This is a genomic window from Methanobrevibacter sp., from assembly GCF_017539065.1.
Taxonomy (GTDB): Archaea; Methanobacteriota; Methanobacteria; order Methanobacteriales; family Methanobacteriaceae; genus Methanocatella.
The window spans coordinates 1-20564 of sequence record NZ_JAFYHP010000013.1; the positions used below are offsets into that span (position 1 = coordinate 1).

At 35.0% G+C, this 20564-nt stretch carries 24 protein-coding genes and 1 tRNA gene; 23 read left to right on the plus strand and 2 right to left on the minus strand.

Going from position 1 to position 20564, the window contains the following annotated elements; genetic code table 11:
- The 14 genes from IKS50_RS02995 to IKS50_RS03060 all read left to right on the plus strand — a co-directional run.
- Nucleotides 1-122: DUF371 domain-containing protein (locus IKS50_RS02995; protein ID WP_292845195.1), on the plus strand; the 122-nt coding region annotated here is incomplete at its 5' end.
- A 59-nt stretch (nt 123-181) separates the two neighbouring features.
- Nucleotides 182-265, plus strand: a tRNA-Leu gene (locus IKS50_RS03000).
- Between the two features lie 76 nt (nt 266-341).
- Nucleotides 342-2066 carry a hypothetical protein gene (locus IKS50_RS03005; RefSeq protein WP_292845133.1) on the plus strand — a complete coding sequence of 575 codons (1725 nt, stop codon included), beginning with the start codon at nt 342-344 and terminating at the stop codon, nt 2064-2066.
- Between the two features lie 83 nt (nt 2067-2149).
- A complete protein-coding gene (gene galU / locus IKS50_RS03010; protein ID WP_292845134.1) occupies nt 2150-3001 on the plus strand; it encodes a UTP--glucose-1-phosphate uridylyltransferase GalU in 852 nt (283 codons plus the stop codon).
- Between the two features lies 1 nt (nt 3002).
- On the plus strand, nt 3003-3971 hold the full coding sequence (locus tag IKS50_RS03015; RefSeq protein WP_292845136.1) for an NAD(P)-dependent oxidoreductase: 969 nt from the start codon (nt 3003-3005) through the stop codon (nt 3969-3971).
- Nucleotide 3972: 1 nt separating this feature from the next.
- Complete coding sequence (locus tag IKS50_RS03020; protein ID WP_292845139.1) at nt 3973-4653, plus strand: glycosyltransferase family 2 protein; 681 nt, start codon at nt 3973-3975, stop codon at nt 4651-4653.
- A gap of 1 nt (nt 4654) precedes the next feature.
- Complete coding sequence (locus IKS50_RS03025; protein WP_292845141.1) at nt 4655-5878, plus strand: aldo/keto reductase; 1224 nt, start codon at nt 4655-4657, stop codon at nt 5876-5878.
- Nucleotides 5879-5932: 54 nt separating this feature from the next.
- Nucleotides 5933-6145 (plus strand): TIGR04165 family Cys-rich peptide, encoded by a 213-nt coding sequence (locus tag IKS50_RS03030; protein ID WP_292845144.1) that lies wholly within the window; start codon nt 5933-5935, stop codon nt 6143-6145.
- Nucleotide 6146: 1 nt separating this feature from the next.
- Complete coding sequence (locus IKS50_RS03035) at nt 6147-7274, plus strand: TIGR04083 family peptide-modifying radical SAM enzyme (protein ID WP_292845147.1); 1128 nt, start codon at nt 6147-6149, stop codon at nt 7272-7274.
- 298 nt (nt 7275-7572) lie between these two features.
- Nucleotides 7573-9621 (plus strand): cation-translocating P-type ATPase, encoded by a 2049-nt coding sequence (locus IKS50_RS03040; RefSeq protein WP_292845150.1) that lies wholly within the window; start codon nt 7573-7575, stop codon nt 9619-9621.
- A 71-nt stretch (nt 9622-9692) separates the two neighbouring features.
- Nucleotides 9693-10682 (plus strand): ATP phosphoribosyltransferase, encoded by a 990-nt coding sequence (locus IKS50_RS03045; RefSeq protein ID WP_292845153.1) that lies wholly within the window; start codon nt 9693-9695, stop codon nt 10680-10682.
- Nucleotides 10683-10800: 118 nt separating this feature from the next.
- Nucleotides 10801-11703 carry a CBS domain-containing protein gene (locus tag IKS50_RS03050; protein ID WP_292845156.1) on the plus strand — a complete coding sequence of 301 codons (903 nt, stop codon included), beginning with the start codon at nt 10801-10803 and terminating at the stop codon, nt 11701-11703.
- Nucleotides 11704-11711: 8 nt separating this feature from the next.
- Nucleotides 11712-12638, plus strand: a complete 927-nt coding sequence (locus tag IKS50_RS03055) for a deoxyhypusine synthase (protein ID WP_292845160.1) — start codon at nt 11712-11714, stop codon at nt 12636-12638.
- Nucleotides 12639-13166, plus strand: a complete 528-nt coding sequence (locus tag IKS50_RS03060) for a hypothetical protein (protein WP_292845163.1) — start codon at nt 12639-12641, stop codon at nt 13164-13166. It abuts the gene before it with no gap.
- Nucleotides 13167-13212: 46 nt separating this feature from the next.
- Here IKS50_RS03060 and IKS50_RS03065 read toward each other — a convergent pair whose 3' ends face one another.
- A complete protein-coding gene (locus IKS50_RS03065; protein ID WP_292845166.1) occupies nt 13213-13455 on the minus strand; it encodes a DUF5654 family protein in 243 nt (80 codons plus the stop codon).
- Between the two features lie 83 nt (nt 13456-13538).
- A complete protein-coding gene (gene pyrF / locus IKS50_RS03070) occupies nt 13539-14186 on the minus strand; it encodes an orotidine-5'-phosphate decarboxylase (RefSeq protein ID WP_292845169.1) in 648 nt (215 codons plus the stop codon).
- Nucleotides 14187-14383: 197 nt separating this feature from the next.
- Here pyrF and cbiM point away from each other — a divergent pair, with 197 nt between their 5' ends.
- From cbiM to IKS50_RS03115, 9 genes are all read left to right on the plus strand, one after another.
- Nucleotides 14384-15049 (plus strand): cobalt ECF transporter S component CbiM, encoded by a 666-nt coding sequence (gene cbiM, locus IKS50_RS03075; protein ID WP_292845172.1) that lies wholly within the window; start codon nt 14384-14386, stop codon nt 15047-15049.
- Between the two features lie 10 nt (nt 15050-15059).
- Nucleotides 15060-15347 carry an energy-coupling factor ABC transporter substrate-binding protein gene (locus tag IKS50_RS03080; protein ID WP_292845175.1) on the plus strand — a complete coding sequence of 96 codons (288 nt, stop codon included), beginning with the start codon at nt 15060-15062 and terminating at the stop codon, nt 15345-15347.
- Between the two features lie 41 nt (nt 15348-15388).
- Nucleotides 15389-16081 (plus strand): cobalt ECF transporter T component CbiQ, encoded by a 693-nt coding sequence (cbiQ, locus tag IKS50_RS03085; protein ID WP_292845178.1) that lies wholly within the window; start codon nt 15389-15391, stop codon nt 16079-16081.
- A 1-nt stretch (nt 16082) separates the two neighbouring features.
- Nucleotides 16083-16916, plus strand: coding sequence for an ATP-binding cassette domain-containing protein (locus IKS50_RS03090; protein WP_292845181.1), 834 nt, complete (start codon nt 16083-16085; stop codon nt 16914-16916).
- A gap of 102 nt (nt 16917-17018) precedes the next feature.
- On the plus strand, nt 17019-17477 hold the full coding sequence (ribC, locus tag IKS50_RS03095; protein WP_292845184.1) for a riboflavin synthase: 459 nt from the start codon (nt 17019-17021) through the stop codon (nt 17475-17477).
- Nucleotides 17478-17490: 13 nt separating this feature from the next.
- Nucleotides 17491-18195 (plus strand): glycosyltransferase family 2 protein, encoded by a 705-nt coding sequence (locus tag IKS50_RS03100; protein ID WP_292845186.1) that lies wholly within the window; start codon nt 17491-17493, stop codon nt 18193-18195.
- Nucleotides 18196-18205: 10 nt separating this feature from the next.
- Nucleotides 18206-18553 carry a DUF2304 domain-containing protein gene (locus IKS50_RS03105; RefSeq protein WP_292845188.1) on the plus strand — a complete coding sequence of 116 codons (348 nt, stop codon included), beginning with the start codon at nt 18206-18208 and terminating at the stop codon, nt 18551-18553.
- Between the two features lie 3 nt (nt 18554-18556).
- Nucleotides 18557-19225, plus strand: coding sequence for a (Fe-S)-binding protein (locus tag IKS50_RS03110; protein ID WP_292845190.1), 669 nt, complete (start codon nt 18557-18559; stop codon nt 19223-19225).
- Complete coding sequence (locus tag IKS50_RS03115) at nt 19215-20408, plus strand: LUD domain-containing protein (RefSeq protein WP_292845192.1); 1194 nt, start codon at nt 19215-19217, stop codon at nt 20406-20408. Before IKS50_RS03110 ends, IKS50_RS03115 begins: the two co-directional genes overlap by 11 nt.
- Nucleotides 20409-20564: the final 156 nt, after the last annotated feature.

Sequence of the window (20564 nt, forward strand, 5' to 3'; positions counted from 1 at the left end):
ATTATACATGCTCACGTACTTTAATGATTCATGCAGACAAGGCGGCCAGGAATCTTGATAGTGGCTTAATTGAAGATTTAAAAAATGAGAAAATTATGGAAGTTACTATAAAATTATGCTAAAAATAGTTAACTTTATATAACTTAAAAAAGATATTTTTTTATAACTACTTTTGTTTTTAGCGGGGGTGGTCGAGCGGTCAAAGGCGCTAGGTTGAGGGCCTAGTGGGTCAGTCCCTTCGCGGGTTCAAGTCCCGTCCCCCGCACTATGAATTCTTATTTTGGAAAACTTTTTATAATTAAATATCAAATATAATTTACATATTATCGGAGGATTTTTAATTGATTAAGAAGACAATAGTTATTTTCACAATTCTGCTCTGCATCTTTCTTTGCATGGCCAGCGTTAGTGCAAACGATAATGCAACTGATGTTATTGGTGAGGAGATTAATTTGACAGATGGCGAGGAAATTCTCTCCGCCGGAAAAGGCATAGGAAGCTTTGACGATTTATCTGTATTGGTCAACGATACTCCTGAAAATGGTACTCTAGTTTTAGATAAGGATTATGAATATGTCAATGGCTCAAATAAGGGAATTTTAATTACAAAATCAATAACAATAGATGGAGCAGGCCATACTTTAAATGGAAATAAGCTATCCCGAATGTTCAATGTCACTGCTGACAATGTTATTTTGAAGAATATCAAATTTATCAACGGAAATGCCTATGGCAGATATTTCTCAAATGAGGCCGGTGGAGGAGCAATTTACTGGAACGGAGCCAACGGATACATTGAAAATTGTAAATTTACAAACAACACAGGTTATGGCATTGAAGATGACCCATTCGATGAGGAGGAATTTGAGGTTGATGAAAATGGAATGATAATTCATCACATAAAAATCAGGCCGGTGGGTGCCAAAACCAATGAAGGCGGAGCAATCATATGGAACGGTACAAACGGGACAGTCTCCAAATGTGTCTTTAGGGGCAATAGCGTAGGTTATCCGAATTCCGGAGGAGCAATCTGCTGGAGAGGATCTTCAGGAAATGTCCTTGAAAGTGAATTCTACTATAATGATGGATGGTCCGGAGCTGCAATCTGCTGGGTTGGGACCAATGGTAAAATATTATACTCCAAATTCATCAATACCGGAAATATTTTTGGAAGGGACATAATGTGGTTTGGTGAAAACGGATTGATTAAATACTCATGGCTACTCAGTTCCCAGGGATGTCCTCTTTATACATATTCAGGAAATGTGGTTGCAGATTATAACTTCTGGGGTGACATTTTGCCTGATACAAATGTTGAAAAGATTGGCAATCTGAAGAACTGGATTGTTTTAAACGCCTCTTACAATCAGGACTTTGTTAAGAAGGGAGATGTTATTGTAGTGAAATGCAATACATTGCTGCTGAATAAAGACGGATCCTCATCAGCTTTCACAGTATTAAACATTCCGGGAAATATTACTGTAGTGGCAGACCGTGACGGATTTGTCCATCTGACTTACGGTCATGGCAAACTGGAAGTTAAAGTAGTTCCTAAAACAAAAATAGTTTCTAAAAATCTAATCAAGTATTATAAGAATTCCAAAAAATTTAAAGTTCGAGTTTATGGTGCGGATGGAAAATTGGCTATTGGAAAATTTGTCAATATTACCATAGATAAACATACATATAAAGTTAAAACCAATAAGAAAGGTTATGCAACTTTAAAAATTGATAAGAAACCTGGAAAGTACACCGTCATAACCCAATATGACAATGTTAAGGTCAAAAACAAGATTAAGATAAAAACAGTTTTAAAAACTAAAGATTTATCTAAAAAGGCTAAAAAATCCGCCAAATTTAAAGTTAAGGTCTTGAACTCCAAAGGAAAGGCTTTTAAAAATCAGGCAGTAAAAATCAAATTTAAGGGCAAAACCTTTAAATTGACAACCAACAAAAAAGGAAAGGCTGTTTTTGAAGTTCCTAATAAATTGAAAGTCGGAAAATATACAATCAAGACAACTTATAAAGGATTGACTAATAAGAACAAGATTATAGTTAAAAAATAACTATAATTTACTTTTTTTTACTAATATATTTATAATATTTAAACTAAAAATTATTATTAATATAAACTTATATGGTGATAATTATGAAAGCTGTAATTCCGGCAGCAGGATTCGGAACAAGATTTTTGCCTGCTACCAAAGCGCAACCTAAAGAGATGTTGCCTGTTTATGATAAACCGACAATTCAATATGTTATTGAAGAAGCGGTAGCTTCTGGAATTGATGATATTTTAATCGTAACAGGTAGGAATAAGAGGTCAATCGAAGATCATTTTGACAAGTCTTTTGAACTTGAACAAACTTTACAAAGTGCCGGTAAAGATGACCGCCTAAAGCAAGTACGTGCAATCACTGACTTAGCAGATATTTGTTATGTGAGACAAAAAGAACAAAAAGGGCTTGGAGATGCAATCTCTTGTGCTAGAAAACATGTTGGCGGAGAGCCATTTGCGGTGCTTTTAGGAGATTCAATAACAAAAGGTCCGACTCCCTGCACCAAACAGTTAATAGATGTTTATGAAAAGTATGGGGCTTCAGCAATTTCACTTGAGGAAGTGCCATATGAAAAGGTAGAAAGATATGGGATAATTAAAGGAACTAAAGTTGAAGAAAATGTCTATAATATTGAAAAATTAGTTGAAAAACCTTTGGCTCATCAAGCTCCTTCCAATTTAGCCATTATGGGCCGTTATGTATTGACACCGGATATTTTTGATAAGATTGATGAAACCATACCGGGTGTAGGCGGCGAGATCCAATTGACCGATGCACTTTCAAAATTAGACAAAATCTATGGAGTTACCTTTGAAGGCCAAACCTATGATATTGGAAACAGGTTTGAATGGCTCAAAACATCAATTGAATTTGCTATGGATGACCCTGAATCAAAGGATAACTTAATTGAATACATGAAAGAAATGATTAAAGAGGCATAGAATGGAAACTCAAAGAATTTTAGTTACTGGAGGTAGCGGATTTATCGGAACCAACCTTTGCAATGAACTCAGAAGCAGAGGTCATGAAGTATTGGCAGTAGATTTGCTACACCACGAAGGGGAAGCTGATTTATATTCTGATTCCTATTCTGATTATGTAAGAGGAGATGTTAGGAACTATCGTCAAATGGAAAGGATATTTGATGACAACGATAAATTTGACTATGTTTACCACTTAGCTGCCGAGTACGGCAGATGGAACGGCGAAGGGTATTATGAAAACCTTTGGGAGACCAATGTAATCGGATTAAAAAACATGATTCGCCTTCAGGAAAAATTGGACTTTAGAATGATTTCATTTTCATCAGCTGAAGTATATGGCGATTATGAGGGAATCATGTCTGAAGACGTAATGGAGAATGTCCCTATTTCTCAAACTTATCAGATGAATGATTATGCTATTTCCAAATGGGCTGGAGAGCTCATGTGTATGAATTCGGCCACTATGTTCGGAACTGAAACTGTACGTGTAAGACCTGTAAACTGCTACGGTCCTCATGAAGCTTACTCACCATATAAAGGATTTATCCCAATTTTTATTTATAAAGCTTTACACGGACTTCCATATTCTGTTCATATGGGTCATAAAAGGATTATTGATTATGTTGAAGACACTGTAAGAACTTTTTCAAATATTGTCGATAATTTCATTCCAGGAGAAGTTTACAATGTTGGAAGTAAACAGGAATGGGAAAGGGACATCAAGCAATACTCAGATATGGTTTTGGATGCTGTCGGTGTTGACGATTCTTTAGTAACTTACACTCCTGCTGAAGAATTCACAACAAAAGTTAAAACCATTGACTTTTCTAAAGCTATTCGTGATTTGAAACATGATCCGCAGGTTCCGCCTGAAGAAGGTATTAAAAGAACTGTTGAATGGATGAAAGATTATTACAGAATAGAATAATATGAAAACCATTGTAATTATTCCTGCTTTCAATGAGCAGGCAGCTATTGGAGAGGTCGTTAGAAAATCACTCCAATATGCTGATGATGTTTTAGTTGTAGATGATGGAAGCAGTGACAATACTTCTCAAATTGCTCAAGACGCTGGTGCATCTCTTTTAAAACATCCTACTAATTTTGGAAAAGGCGTTTCCCTAAAAGATGCTTTTAGCAATGTAAAAGGATATGACATAGTTGTTACAATTGATGGGGACGGACAACACAATCCCGATGAAATACCTGATTTAATAAAACCCATCCAAGAAGACAGGGCCGATTTTGTAAACGGCAGCAGGTATATTAACGGATTTGAAGAAAATACCCCTGCTTACAGGCGTGTAGGCCAAAAAGTCTTGGATATAGCTACCAACATCACTGCTGGAACAAGCGTAACTGATTCACAAAGTGGTTTCAGGGCATTCAGCGGCAAAACCATTTCCTGCTATAAATTCAGAGACCCCGGTTTCGGAATCGAAAGTGAAATGATAGCTGATGCCGCCGAAAATAATTTAAGGATTCTTGAAGTTCCAATTACCGTAAAATACGATGTTGAAAACTCATCAACCAAAGGACCAGTCACTCATGGCGTTGGGGTTTTACTCAAGATTGCCAAAGACAAATTCATCAGAATGACTAAACGATAACATGCAATACAGATTAATTCAAAAAACCGGCGATGAAATTTCTCCATTGGGTTTTGGAGCAATGAGATTGCCATTAAAAAACGGTAAAATCGACAGAGAGCAAGGTTCTAAACTGATTTATCATGCTATTGACAATGGAGTTAATTTTATAGACACTGCATATCTTTATGGGGATAGTGAATCGTTTCTAGGTGAAATTTTACATGGCGAATATGGGGATAAGGTAAAAATCTCCACAAAACTTCCTGCAATCAATGTAAGGAAATATGAGGATATGGAAAAGATCTTGAATGAGCAGTTAAAACGCCTTCAAAGGGATTGCATTGACTATTATTTAATTCATGCTGTCGATTTAAAATCGTTGAATAGGTTGATAAAAAGGGATTTGTTCAAATTTATAAGCAAGGCAAAAAGTGAAGGCAAAATCAAGCATGTCGGGTTTTCATACCATGGCCCAAAAGAGGAATTTCCATTGCTGATTGATGCTTATGATTGGGATGTGGTCATGGTTCAGTATAATTACTTTGATGAACATGTTCAGGCCAGTATGGAAGGTATTGAGTATGCTGCCTCAAAGGGCATGGGTATTTTTGTAATGGAACCATTAAAAGGAGGAATTCTTGCGGGTAAAATGCCTAAAGAAGCAGAAGAAATATTTAAAAAAGCAAACTCCAATAAAAGTACTGCTGAATGGGCTTTGGAATGGGTTTTAAATAATCGAAATGTTACATGCGTTTTTTCAGGGATGAATACTTTTGAACAGCTGGACGAAAATTTAGATGTTGCTAATAGGATAACTCCTTTATCATTGAGTTTTGAAGAAATGGAAACAATTGAACTTGTCAAAAGAGTCATGAGAAATTCTTTAAAGATTAATTGTTCCACTTGTGGTTATTGCATGCCTTGCCCGCAGGGGGTGAACATTCCCGAATGCATGAAAATTTATAATGAAAAATATTTGTTTGGCCATAAAGGATTTATTAACCAGTCTTTCATAGATTATTATCAATATGTCGGGGGGATTATGGGCAATTCAGGAAATGCAGGCAAATGTAACGCTTGTGGAAAATGTCTGAGAAAATGCCCTCAAAAATTAGACATTATTGGTGAATTGAAAAAAGTTAAAAAGGAATTTGAGGTTCCTGGTTCTAAATATGCCTTATGGTTTGTAGAACATGTCGGTTTTCCTGTTTATCGGTTTTTTGTTAATTTTCTCAATCGTTAGAATATTTGATAAAATTATATACTTCAAAAACACAATATTAATTAAGGTGAAAAAATGAAACTTGAAGAACTATTAGCTCCATGTCCGAAATGTGGTTCTAAAGATAAGGTTGCTCACAGAAAAATGTTGGATAACCATAATGCACATGCGGAAATGGAAACTGTGAAATGTGAAGAATGTGGTTACATATTTTTTGTAAAAGATTATGATATGGAAGAAGATGAGAAAAAGAAATTATTAAGAGAATTAAATAAAATTCACGGTTAAAATGACATTTCATGTAATGATTATCCCTACATTAAATTGTCCGTCAAATTGCAAATATTGTTGGGGTTCTGAAAATAAAAAGGAAATGATGGACGTTGAAATTATAGACCAGATTATTACTTGGTTAGGCGATTTTAGAGATGATAAAGTCCATTTCACATTCCATGGAGGAGAACCGCTTCTTGCGGGTTACGATTTTTATGAATATGCACTTGATAAACTTTCAAAATTGGAAAATTTTGAAGGATTTTCTCTTCAAAGTAATATTTGGCTTTTAACAGAGGATTTGATTGATTTATTTGTGAGATACAATGTTGTTGTAAGTACAAGTATTGATGGGCCAAAAGAAATTAATGACTATCAAAGGGGAGACGGTTATTTTGATAAAACAATGTCAAAATATGAGCTTGCAAAAAGCAAAGGGTTAATCATTAACTTTGTTTTAACTGTAACTGACTATTCCAAAGATTTCTCCGATGAATTGTATGAATTCTTTAAGGGAGAAAAAATGAATCTGAAAATCCATGCAGCATTGCCATCTCTAAGGGGGGACAATGCCGACCCTTGGGCACTTGATCAGGAAGAACATGGTAAGTTGCTTGTCGATTGGCTTGACAAATACCTTTATGACTTGGACAAGTTCACTGTAATGGATCTGGATCATATCTGCAAATCTGCACTTAGAAGAAGAGGTACTTTATGCACCTTTGCAGACTGCATTGGAACAACATTGGCTGTTGGTGCCGACGGTTCAATCTATCCATGCTATAGGTTTGTGGGGATGCCTGAGTATGTTTTAGGTAATGTGGCTACAAGTCCAAGCTTCGATGACCTAAAGGAATCTGACGCTTGGGCAAAGCTCATGGAATTCAGGGATTATGTGGATGAGAACTGCAAAAAATGCAGGTATGTGAAATATTGTGAAGGGGGATGTCCTTACAATGCAATCGTTGCATATCAGACTCCACAGGCAGTTGATCCGCAATGTACTGCTTATAAAATGATTTTTGGTGAAGTTTCAAAAAGAATGAATAAGGAATTCGCCAAATCTGCTTTTGGAATGGGTGCGCCTGCCCCTAGAAAAGAGGGCGAACCATTTAGTATTATGGACTTGGCTATGAAACCCTAATGCTGTGATGAAGATATTTCCTATAGAAAATTCTTTTTCCTATTTTTTTAGTAATACTGAGTATTTAAATGAATGCAAAAAAAGTAATACTTTTATATATTTCTTCGTACATAACTATTAATAGTAATACTGAGTATTTAAATGAACTCAAAAAAAGTAATACTTTTTGGCTGTTTGGTGTTTACAAAAATTAATTTTTTAGTAAGTTTCAAAATTTGGGGGAAAATTTTAAAAAATTTTTGAGTAATACTGAGTATTTAAATGAACTCAAAAAAAGTAATACTTTGAGGTGTTATGTATGATTGATGAAATTACTGATTTCCTATTTGGCCTAAAAATGACAATTATTTCAGGGATATTCTTATTAATAGCAGTTATTTTTATGATTTTTGGAATAGATACTCCAATTTACCTAAACCCCGCTTGGGGTACAGTAATAATAAGCGGTATTCCAATGTTGCTTCTAGCAATGACTAGGTTGATTCGTGAAAAGTGGATCTCATCTGCATTATTGATTGCAATAGCTATGGTTGCATCACTTTTGATTGGCGAGATATTTGCTGCAGGTGAAGTTGCATGGATTATGGCGTTAGGGGCTTTGCTAGAAGACTGGACAGTCGAAAGAGCTAAAAAAGGTTTAAGAAATCTTATCAACTTAACTCCACAAACCGGTAGAAGAATCATTGATGGGGTAGAAGAAGTAATACCTGTCGATAAAATTCAAATTGGCGATATCTTGAGGATTCTTCCAGGAGAAAGCGTACCTGTGGACGGTGAAATAATAAGCGGTACTTCTTCACTTGACCAGTCAATCATGACAGGTGAATCATTGCCTATTGACAAGGAAGTAGGTGATGAAGTATTCTGCGGTACCATGAACATGTATGGCGCCATTGACATTAAGGCAACCAGTTTGGGTGAAAACTCTTCACTTCAAAAACTGATTGATTTGGTGAAGGCTGCTGATGAAAAGCAGGCTCCTACTCAAAGGATTGCTGACAAATGGGCTACATGGCTTGTTCCTGTTGCATTATTTATAGCAATTGCCGCATGGCTTGTAACAGGCAATGTCGAAAGGGGAGTTACAGTTTTAGTAGTATTCTGTCCATGCGCATTAATTTTAGCAACACCTACTGCTATTATGGCAGCCATTGGTCAGGCAACCAAATATGGGGTTTTAATTAAATCAGGTGAAGCTCTCGAAACATTGGGAGGATTAAATACTTTAGTATTCGATAAAACAGGTACTTTGACTTACGGTAATTTAGAAGTTTCTGATATTATCTCATTAAGTGATGATTTATCCGATTTGGATTTGCTTAAGCTCACAGCATCCTGTGAAAAATTAAGTGAACATCCACTGGCAAAAGCTATTGTAAATAATGCAAAGGAAGCTCAAATTGTTATTGAAGAACCAAAAGACTTTAAAATGTATCCTGGAAAGGGGGTTACATGTACAAATTCTTATGGTAAGGTATATGCAGGAAACTCCAAATTCTTAATCGAAAACAATATTGATAGTGATATCGATAATCATTTGAACAAACTAAAAAACGATGGAAAAGCTTCAATTATCGTTGCATTAAATGGCCAAGTAGTTGGATTAATTGGATTATCTGATGTGATACGTGAAGATTCTAAAAGCATGATTGAAAACTTGCATGAATTAGGAACTGAGACTATATTACTCACAGGAGATAATACAGAAACTGCAAATTACTTTGCTTCAAAAGTTGGAATCGGCAAGGTTTATGGAAATCTGCTTCCTCAAGAAAAGCTTGATTGGATTGAAAAACTTAAAGCGGAAGGCAAGAAGGTATGTATGATTGGGGATGGTGTAAATGACGCACCTGCACTTAAAACAGCAGATGTTAGTGTAGCGATGGGATCTGTTGGAAGTGATGTTGCAATTGAAGCGGCTGACATTGCACTTTTAGGGGATGACATCGGTAAAATTCCATATCTTAAAAAACTGTCAAATTCGACTCTATTTACAATCAAAGCAAATATCATAATTTCCATGACAATCAATGCGGCAGCTATTGTCTGTTCCCTTTTAGGCCTTTTAAACCCTGTAACTGGAGCTATTGTCCACAATGCGGGATCATGTTTGGTAGTTCTAAATGCAGCATTGCTATATGATAGGCACTTTGATGATTCAATCAAGAAAATCGACACTGAAAATGTTGAACACTCACATTATCACTTCCATAATGATGGGGAACATTCACATTCCCATGAAGGCATTAAAATAATGGATGAGATTCGAACAGAGTATGGAATCAAGCATATGCATGTCCACAGACATGCTTTAAATAGACAAAGTTGTGAAGCTTATCACAAATAACTTATTTTTTTTTAATTAGTCATCACAACTAATATATATTTGAAATTAACAAGTTTAATCTAGGTATTAATATGAATGATAAGATAATTTTAGGGCTTCCAAAGGGAAGTCTGAATAATGTGAAAAGAGGAAATACCTATCAGCTTTTTGTTGATGCAGGTTATGAAGTCAAAGGATATGAACCCGGCGACGAATCCTATGAAATTGAAATCCTAAACGATGAAGACATAATTGCTTTTTTAACTCGTCCGCAATCCACTCCCGTTGAATTGAACAGGGGAATTATAGACATAGCCATTGTCGGTGAGGATTGGGTTAAGGAAGAGTCAGTTTTAAGAGAAACCAACACTGTTAAAATTGGCGATCTTGATTACGGTAAAACCCGTTTGATAGTTGCAGTTCCTAAGGATTCTCCATATGATAATTTATCAGATTTATTCAGAGCAAATAAGGATAGAAAAACTCCAATCTTATGTTTCACTGAATATCCTAATTTAACCAGGAAATTCATAATGGAAAATGATGCATATCAGGAAATCTATGGTGACGCGGTTCCTTTCGTTCAGGTCAGAGGTTTGACTGACGGCGATAATGAAATGGTTCAGGTAATCAACTCCGACGGTGCAACTGAAGTATACATTGCAAAGGGTGCTGACTTGATTGTTGACAATACCCAAACCGGAAGCAGCTTGAGAAAAGCTGGCTTAAAAGAGATTGAAACAATCCTGCACTCATCTGCAGGCCTTTATGCAGGGGTAAGCTGTACAGGTGAAAAGCTTGAAAAGGCTCAAATGATTTATGAACAGCTGTTGGGAGCAATCACCGCTAAAAAATACTTTGATGTGAAATTCAATATTGCAAACAGTAAAATCGAAGAGGTTTCAGGCTATCTAATCGACAATAAGCTTTGTGCTGATGAGCCTACTATTACTCCAGGTTCAGATTTCTCACAAATCAACGTATTGATTCCTAAAGCCAAATTCCCGGAAATGGTTGATGCAATTAAGGGATTTGATGCAACTTCAATTATTAGAAATGATTTAAAACAATTGATTGAATAATCCTTTCATTTCTTTTTTTATTTTTTTGTTGGTTTTAAATTATCATTATAAATCATTAATATTTATAAGGTATACTTAACATAAATTATTATATTATTATTTAGATGGGGATACAAACATGTTAACATCTGTTCAAAAAGAAATCTTACAAACCTTGATTAATTTATATCAATCCTCAAATGGAAAATCAATAAAGGGCGAAGACATTGCTGAGGTTATGAATAGGAATCCTGGAACAATCCGTAATCAGATGCAATCATTAAGAAGCCTAAGCTTAGTCAAGGGCGTGCCTGGCCCAAGAGGAGGATATAAACCAACAATTGAAGCATACCATTCTTTAAATATTTCAGTTTCAGACAATGATTCTATCGTGCCTATTTATAAAAATGGCACTAAGATGGAAGGCATATCTGTTGCCAGAATTGAATTCACCAGTGTTCCTCAACCTAGTGAATGTGAAGCTGCAATAAAAGTATTGGGCAGCATTAAGGATTTGAATCTTGGAGATGAAATAAGCATAGGTCCGACACCGGTAAATAACTTGGGAGTTATGGGCACTATCGTCGGTCGTGATGATATGGACAACATTCTTTTAGTTGATACGAATACCATTAGAAGTATACCTAAAAAAACTGTTGGAGACATTGCAAGCAGAAATGTGGTTTCATTTTCCATAGATTGCTCAATAAAAGAAGCTGCGAAAAAATTATCTGAAAAAGGAATTGATGGGGCTCCAGTTATAAAAAATGGAAAAATTGTTGGGGTATTCACTTTAACCGATTTGGTCAATGCAATAGCTAATGACAAAGAAGATGAAACTGTTGGAGATTTGATGTCAACAGATGTGGTTATTGTAAATGAAGATTTAAAAATAGCTAATGCCATTGATGTCATGCTTAAAAAATCAATTTCCAGATTGATAATTGCGGATAATGACAATAATCTATTGGGAATTGTAACAAGAACAGATTTGATTGACAGCGTTACAAATTTAAAGCAATTCCCTATTATTACTAATTAAGTGATTAAATGAAAGTTAACCAGATTGATATTACGAATGATATGAAAATCTCTGATTTAATCAATCAATTTGATGAATCGGGTGTTTTAGGAGCAGGCAGAGTTGCAAGAGCATGCAATATTTTAACAGACATGATACAAGATGAAGACATGAAAGTGTTCATGAGCCTTGGAGGCCCTTTAATACCTGGAGGAATGAGAAATATAGTAACAAAGATGATTAATGAGGGGCATGTTGATTTAATCGTATCAAGCGGAGCCAATATTACTCATGATTTGGTTGAAGCATTTGGAGGATCCCATTATCGCCATGAAGGAAAGGATGATGAAGAGTTAAACGAAGAGGGTATTGGCAGAATTGCAGATATTAATGTTGGTTCTGAGGATTTTACTATTTTTGAAACTGAAATAACAAGGATATTTGAACAGATAGCTAGTGAAAAACAATCGATTTCAATTCAGGAGCTGCTTCATGAAATTGGCCTTTTAGTTGAAGATGAAAATTCATTTGTAGCTGCGGCCGCACGTAATGATGTGCCTATTTTCGCCCCGGGGTTAATTGATTCAATGATGGGCCTGCAATTATGGATATTTAACCAGGACCATGATTTCGTTGTTGATGCAGTTGCGGATATGCATTATCTCTCAGATATTGTATTCGGAGCCGAAAAGGTAGGTGCAATCCTTTTAGGAGGAGGTCTTACAAAACATTACACCTTGGCGTCCAATGTGATAAAAGGAGGTCTTGATGCAGCTATTCAAATTACAATGGATAGGCCTGAAGCAGGTAGTTTAGGCGGCGCACCTCTTGAAGAAGCGAAATCCTGGGCTAAGGCGAGATGTGGATCTAGTCTTGCAAGTGTTGTTGGTGATGTTACTGTAATTTTCCCATTGATTTATGCAGCCGCTTTAGATAAAATTAATAACAGTGATTAGATGAGTTATATAATTTTAGCTATTTTATTTTTCTTATCTGGATTTTTTATGAAATATTCAGATGATTTATTTGATGTTAATCATAACGTATTGTTTGCCAGTGTTTTTGGCATATTATGCGCTTTTGCTTCAGCAATCGCTACCGTTAGTGATGTTGGAGCTGCATACATTTTCATCGCTATTTTAATCGGTAACCTGATTGCTTTAAAGGTGGATGGAATTCATCATATTATTACATTAATCGTGTTTGTAGTTGTCTGTCTGATTTTTGGAGTTCCCGATTTAAGCTTAATTGTTTTGCTAATCTGTATTATAGCCGCATTATCTGATGAAATTGGCCATGAAACAATATCAAAAGTTACAGATAATGGTTTTATTAATCTATTTTTTGAATATAGATTCGTGATGAAAATAGTTATATTTTTGCTTGCAATTTTTGGAGCTTTCAATGTTTTGGTATTTATTTACTTCATATTATTTGAAGTAGCCTATGAAATTGCAGGAATTGTTTTTGAAAAGTTAAATTAAAAAAAGAAGTTTAAAAGGAATTAAAAAATTCCTTTTTTGTTTTTATTTATTCATCTGCTACGCCCATTTTACCAGCTACTCTAGCAATGAGTACGGTAACGATGACTGCAATGATAGTCACAACAATAGCGTAAGTGAATAAACTAGGAAGAGCATCTCCAGCACCAATGACGGATTCAATTAATTTTTGAATTGCACTGTTCCATGCTTCACCTGCAACGAATGCAAAAGCGGTAGTAATCAATGCTAAGATTGTTTCCATAATCATTTTTGTTACTTCGTTTGCCATATTTTTTCCTCCGTTTAAATCAATTTGTTCCCAGATAATAAGAACATTATTATTTATATTTTTTCATTTATAAATATTTTAGTTTAATCTAGTGATTTTATCAATTTGTCACATGCACTCTTTGGATTGTCCGCCTCGTAAATACTCCTTCCAACAATTATTGCATTGGAATATTCGAGAGTTTTTTTACCATCGCCACCCTGTTTTCCAACACCTGGGGAAATAATAAATGCATCAGGACCTACAATTTCCCGGATAGTGCTCAATCTGCCGAGTCTTGTTGCGGGTGCCACGAAATTTTTTATTTTCATATCGACACCCATCTGGGCAATTGCCTCTGCGTCTTTTTGCAGAAACATTTTCGCTCCGGGATGTGACATTTCGGTCAGTAAAAATAATTCTTTTTCATGTTTTTCTGCCATATCCAGGCATGCTTGAACACTGTCTGATCCGACGAAACCATGACATATTATCGCATCTGCCCCTGCCTTGAATGTTTCATCACATATTTTTGAGTTTGTTGCATCGATATCGGCTACCTTAAAATCACAGATGACTTTGAATCCGAATTTATCTTTAAGTTTTCCAATGATTTCAAGGCCTTCCGCAAGTGCCAACGGATAACCAATTTTTATTGTGTCGAGGTATTCCTTAATCGAGTCACAGATTTCTATTGCTTCACTTTCACTCATTACATCAAGTGCTAAAATCACATTGTTTTTTATGTTCATAGTATCAACTTTATTGAATTTTTCCTAAAGTTCATTAGGTTTGACTAAACTTTGTTTTTGGTATTACTAATAATATTTATATATAATAAACTATATAATACCATTATCAATAAAACTTTATAAAAGTTCTATTATATTTTAAATTTTTATTGATAAATCTGTCAAATGATTTTGATATATATTGGAGGAAATAATTTATGCATATTATGGAAGGATATTTACCTTTAACATGGTGTATTATATGGTTCATCATATCATTCGCCGTTGTTGCATTTGGTATTTATCAAATTAAAAAAATTGTAGATGAAACCCCTGAATCAAAAGCATTACTTGCAGTAAGCGGAGCATTCATGTTCATCTTATCATCTTTGAAATTACCTTCTGTTACTGGAAGTTGTTCTCACCCTTGTGGTAACGGATTAGGTGCAGCATTATTTGGTCCTGCTGTAACCGCAGTACTCGCAACTATCGTACTTTTATTCCAAGCATTATTACTCGCTCACGGTGGATTAACCACTTTAGGAGCAAACATATTCTCAATGGGTATTGTTGGACCATTTGTTGCATGGATTGTATATAAAGGTTTAACTAAAGCTAATATTGCTTCTACTATTGCAATTTTCTTTGCAGCATTCTTAGGAGACTTATTAACTTACGTAGCTACTTCATTCCAATTAGCTTTTGCTTTCCCTGCTCCAACTTTCAGTGAAGCATTAGTAAAATTCTTAGTTATTTTCGCAGTAACTCAAGTACCATTAGCTATTGGTGAAGGTATACTAACAGTAATTATCTGGGATAGATTAAAAGCTTACAAACCAAAATTATTAGATAAACTTGGCGCATTAGCTCCTAATGAAGCATAAGGTGATAATTATGAAAACATCAACATTATTAATTTTAGCAGCTGTTTGTATCATATTATTCGTTGCACCATTAATCATGTTTAGTGGTCACGGAGAAGATGACGGATACTTTGGTGGTGCAGATGATGCCGCAGGTGAAGCTATCGAAGAATCTGGTTTTGAACCTTGGTTTTCATCTATATGGGAACCACCTAGTGGTGAAATAGAAAGTTTATTATTCGCTCTTCAAGCAGCTATAGGAGCAATCATCATTGGTTACTTCTTCGGTTACTGGAGAGGACAAGGTAAAGAAGAATAAATTTTTCTTCTTTATTAATTTCTTTTTTTTAAGTGGTATTTATGAAATTTGATATGGATTACATTGCGCATAATAATGAATTAACAGAAACAAATCCTTATTTTAAATTGTTTTTAACAGCAATCCTGTTGATTGTTACATTAGCACTTGATAATCTGTATTTTGATGTATTTATCTTTGTTGTGATGTCTATTGTCATATTGGCAATAGCGAAAGTTAACTATAAATCTTATTTGAAATTTTTATCATTGCCAATGGCATTTCTTGTAATAACTTGTATATTCTTAATATTCTTCTTTGGAAAAGGAGATGTAATTTATGAAACTGGCATATTTGGAATAGTTGTTACAACAGATTCCTGGCATTATGGTGTTTACACATTTATGAGAGTAATGGGATGTTTGCCGTGTCTTGGTTTTTTAGCACTTACAACACCAATTGCAAAAATTCTGCACTGCTTAGGCAGACTAAAAGTTCCAAAGATCATGATAGAAATAGGTCTTTTGATGTATAACACAATATTTATCTTCTTAAATGAAATCGATACAATGCAAAAAGCACAGGATTCCAGGTTAGGTTATCATTCTTACTTTACATCATTTAAATCATTGGGTGCTCTTTCAAGCACAATATTTTTACGATCATTAGATAAAAGTGAAACTTTACAGAATTCTCTAGACTCAAGAGGATATAGTGGAGAACTTCCAGTTTATGAACCGAGAAAGGTGCGTTAATATGTTAGAAGTAAAAAATATAAAATATTCATACAATTCCGAATATATGGCCCTTAAAGGAGTTAGCTTAAAAATTGAAAGGGGAGATATGGTTGCTCTTTTAGGTAAAAATGGAGCTGGAAAATCAACATTATTCTTACATTTAAATGGAATTTACCAACCTGATGAAGGAAAAGTCTTTATCGATGGAGAAGAATTAAAATATGATAAGAAATCATTACTTAAATTCAGACAAAAAGTGGGCATTGTTTTCCAAAACCCAGATGACCAGATATTCGCTCCAACAGTTGAAGAGGACGTTGCTTTTGGACCTTTGAACTTAGGTCTGCCAATGGAAGAAGTTCAAGACAGAGTTGAAGAAGCCCTATCCCGTGTTGGGATGAGCGGATACGAGAAAAAAGCACCTCATCATTTAAGTGGAGGTCAAAAGAAAAGAGTAGCAATTGCAGGGATTCTTGCTATGAAACCGGAACTTATGGTTTTAGATGAACCTACTGCCGGTCTTGACCCACAGGGTGTTGTTGATTTATCTAGATTACTTAAAGAACTTAATGCTGAAGGAATAACCATTTTAATTTCAACTCATGAAGTAGATCTGGTTCCGGATTACGCTAATAAAGTTTTTGTTTTAGTTGATGGTTTATTAATTGGCGAAGGCACTCCTAAGGAGATTTTTGCACAACCGGAAATTCTTGAAAAAGCAAATTTAAAAGTACCTATTATCACTGAACTTTTCCAAAAGTTAGAAGATGAAGGTATTGACATGCAAGAGGATTACCCATTAACTATTGAGGAAGCTAAAGAGAAGTTTCTTAATTTGTTAAACAAAAATTAATTTCTTTTTAAATCACTCTTTTTTTTATTTATAAATATACTTTGCAGTTACAACTAAACTTTTATATTTTAAAGAATATATTTTTTCATAAGGTGAATTTACATGAGGATTGGAATTTGTGATACCACATTTGCTCGTTATGACATGGCTGCAGCGGCCATCGATGAGTTAAAAAAGAACGCTTATGATTTGAAAATCATACGCCAGACAGTTCCTGGAGTAAAAGACCTACCTGTCACTGCTAAGATTCTCATTGAAGAAGAAAACTGCGATATAGTAATGGCACTTGGAATGCCTGGACCTATGGAAAAAGACAAGATGTGTGCTCATGAAGCATCAACCGGTCTTATCAATGCACAATTAATGACTAATACCCATATTTTAGAAGTCTTTGTGCATGAAGATGAGGAAGAAGATCCTGTTGAGCTTGCAAAGCTTGCGGAAAACAGGGCGCGTGAACATGCACAGAATTTAATCAAGATGATGTATCACAGAAAAGCAATGAGAAAAGAAGCTGGAATGGGTATGCGTGAAGGAAAAGAAGATGCAGGACCGTTATGAGTAAGGGTGTAGAATGGAATATGAAGTAACCTTGGAAGATAAAAATCAAACATATGTTGTTCTTCCGGCATATAATGAAGCAACAAGAATCCAACCTGTAATAGAAGCTATTGCAGAAAAAGGGTATAATATGATTATTGTCAATGACGGATCAACAGACAATACTCTTGAGGTCATTACAGAGTCTAAAAGGAAATATCCTGATAAGATTCATATTTATTCTCTGATAATAAACAGAGGTGTTGGTGTTGCAACCCAAACGGGATTTGATGCTGTTTTATTCTTCAATCCGAAATATGTTGTGAGTATGGATTCAGATGGACAGCATTCTGCCGATGATTTGGACAATGTGATAAAACCGTTGGTTACAGGTGAGGCTCAAGCCGTAATTGGCGTTAGGCCTCTTCAGGACATGCCATTTTCCCGTAACTTTGCAAATAAAGTCATGAATATATTAACTAGAATATTTTATAAGGTTAACGTAAGCGATTCGCAAACAGGTTTTAGAGCTATAACCCGCGATGCTTTAAGAAAGATAGATATTAATGCTAAAGGATATCTTATTTCATCCGAATTCATACGTGAAGTTAATGATAATGGAATTCCATTTGTTGAAGTGCCAATTCAGACAATTTACACTCCTGAGACTCAAGCTAAAGGAACCAATGCTAAAGAAGCAATCAAAATTTTCATTCAAATGGTCAAACATCAATTTTAAGGTGGATTAAATGTTATTATATTCAATTATATTTCCAATAATATCAGTAGTGGCTATCATATTCTTTTTAATACGATATCTGACTGAAAGGCAGTCATTAGCTACAACAATCTTATGGACCCTATTATGGTTATTTGTTATTCTGTTTTCAATATTCCCTGATGCCAGTGAAAGATTTGCAAGTCTGTTCGGTATAACCCGTGGTCTTGACTTTATTATTATTGTAGGGTTTGTCGTATTATTATATGTAATTTTCAGATTGTATAATAAGCTGGATAAATTACAGGACGATGTTAATAAAGTCGTTAAAGAAATAGCCCTTTCTAATGAAATATCCCTTGATGATGAAGAGGAATAGATAATGCTTTATTTTAGAGGTTGCACTGCAAGAGAAAAACAAACAAGTATTCAAGAAGCAACTGAAAAATTATTGAATCTTGCAGGCGTTGATTATCATATTTTAGAAGATGAAAAATGTTGCGGGTCAGTTCTACTGAGGACAGGCTTTGATAAGGAAGCCCAAAAACAAATTGAAGAGAATACTGGAGTTCTAAAAGGAGAAAAAATCATCACTTCATGTGCTGGATGTTATAAAACTCTAAAGGAAGACTATGAAGGCCTGGATGTAATTCACATATCACAATTATTGGATGAGCTAATTAAAGAAAATAAACTAAATCTAACAAAAGCAAATCTAAATGTCACATATCACGATTCCTGTCATTTGGGCCGTCATTGCAGTGTTTTTGATGAACCGAGAAATGTCATTGAAAGCGTAGCCGATTTAGTTGAAATGGAAAATAATCGTGAAGATAGTTTATGTTGCGGTGCTGGTGGCGGTGTAAAGTCAGCTTACCCTGAATTAGCTTCACAAATGGCAAAATCAAGAATTGGGCAAGCAAAAGAAACTAACTGCGAAACTTTGGTGACTCCATGCCCGTTCTGTAAGCTTAACCTGGAAAATGATGAGCTTGAAGTGCTTGACTTAACTGAGTTTTTAGTAAAGTATGGTGGTGTAGATGAAAACTAGCGAACTTGAAACAATGAGAAAATCTTTCAATACAGTTAAAAAAAGATCTTCATCCATTAAAGACTCTCCAAATATTAAAAGGCTAACTTCAAGAGTTCAAGAAATAAAAAAATATTCTTCTGACAATAATGAAGAACTGTTCAATCAGGCGCTTGAATCATTTAAACGCAATGACATTGAAGTGAAATTCGCAAAAACTTCAAAAGATGCCCTTAATATTATTGACGGTTTGCTTGAAGAGTATGATGCTAAGGTCATTGCTAAAGCCAAATCCAATACTTTAGGAGAAATTGATTTAAAGAATCACTTGAATATTGATGTTATTGAAACTGACCTTGGAGATAGAATTTTGCAGCTTAAAAAGACTGATAATAAGCCGGTCCATCCAACAGGTCCCGCTTCACATTTAAACATATCTGAAATCACCGACATTGTAAACGATTCATTGAATGTCAATGTTAACCCGGAACCTAAAGAGATTATGAAAGCTGTAAGAAGTGATGTGCTAAAACGCCTTGAAAGTGCAAGAGTAGGTATAAGTGGAGCCAATGCAATAGCATCTGAAGAAGGGTCCCTTGTAATGGTGCACAATGAGGGTAATATTTCAATAGTTTCACTTAAAGATTTACATATAATTGTAGCTGGAATTGATAAAATAGTGCCGACTTTGGAAGATGCAATCTCTGTTGTAAAACTGGAAACGGTATTTGCAACAGGAAACTTTGTGACTTCATATATGAATGTAATTTCAGGTCCGTCAAAAACAGCGGATATCGAGAAAAAACTTATCAAAAATATGTATGGTGCTGAAAGAGTTGTTGTTATTCTTTTAGATAATGGAAGAAGCGAAGCAATTGAGGAATGTCTTTATTGCATAGGCTGCGGAAATTGTATAGTGCACTGTCCGGTGTATAATGCCGTTGGAAATGAATTTGGTTTTAACAACTATCTTGGCGGTCGGGGAGTTGCAATGTCAAAATTCATTGAAGATGATGAAACCTGTTTTAATTCAGGCCTTTATATGTGTACTTTATGCGGGTTATGCACACTAAACTGTCCTTTATCCATACCTACAAATGAAATTCTGGAGAACATGAGAAAATTATCAACCGATGTTGGATTTTACCCGAGAGCCCATGGCAAAATCAAAGATAACATTGATAATAATAATTCTCCTTACTGATTTTTAAAATTTTCTTGACTCTTTCAAAAACTTTGTTGATTTTCAAAATCCTTTTTGCGATTGTCATTCCAAATTAGATCTCTGCGATATATTCGTTTTAAAACGCCTCGTTTGGTCTTGAATGTTCGTTTTCTTGATTTTGGCATTGTTTTTTGA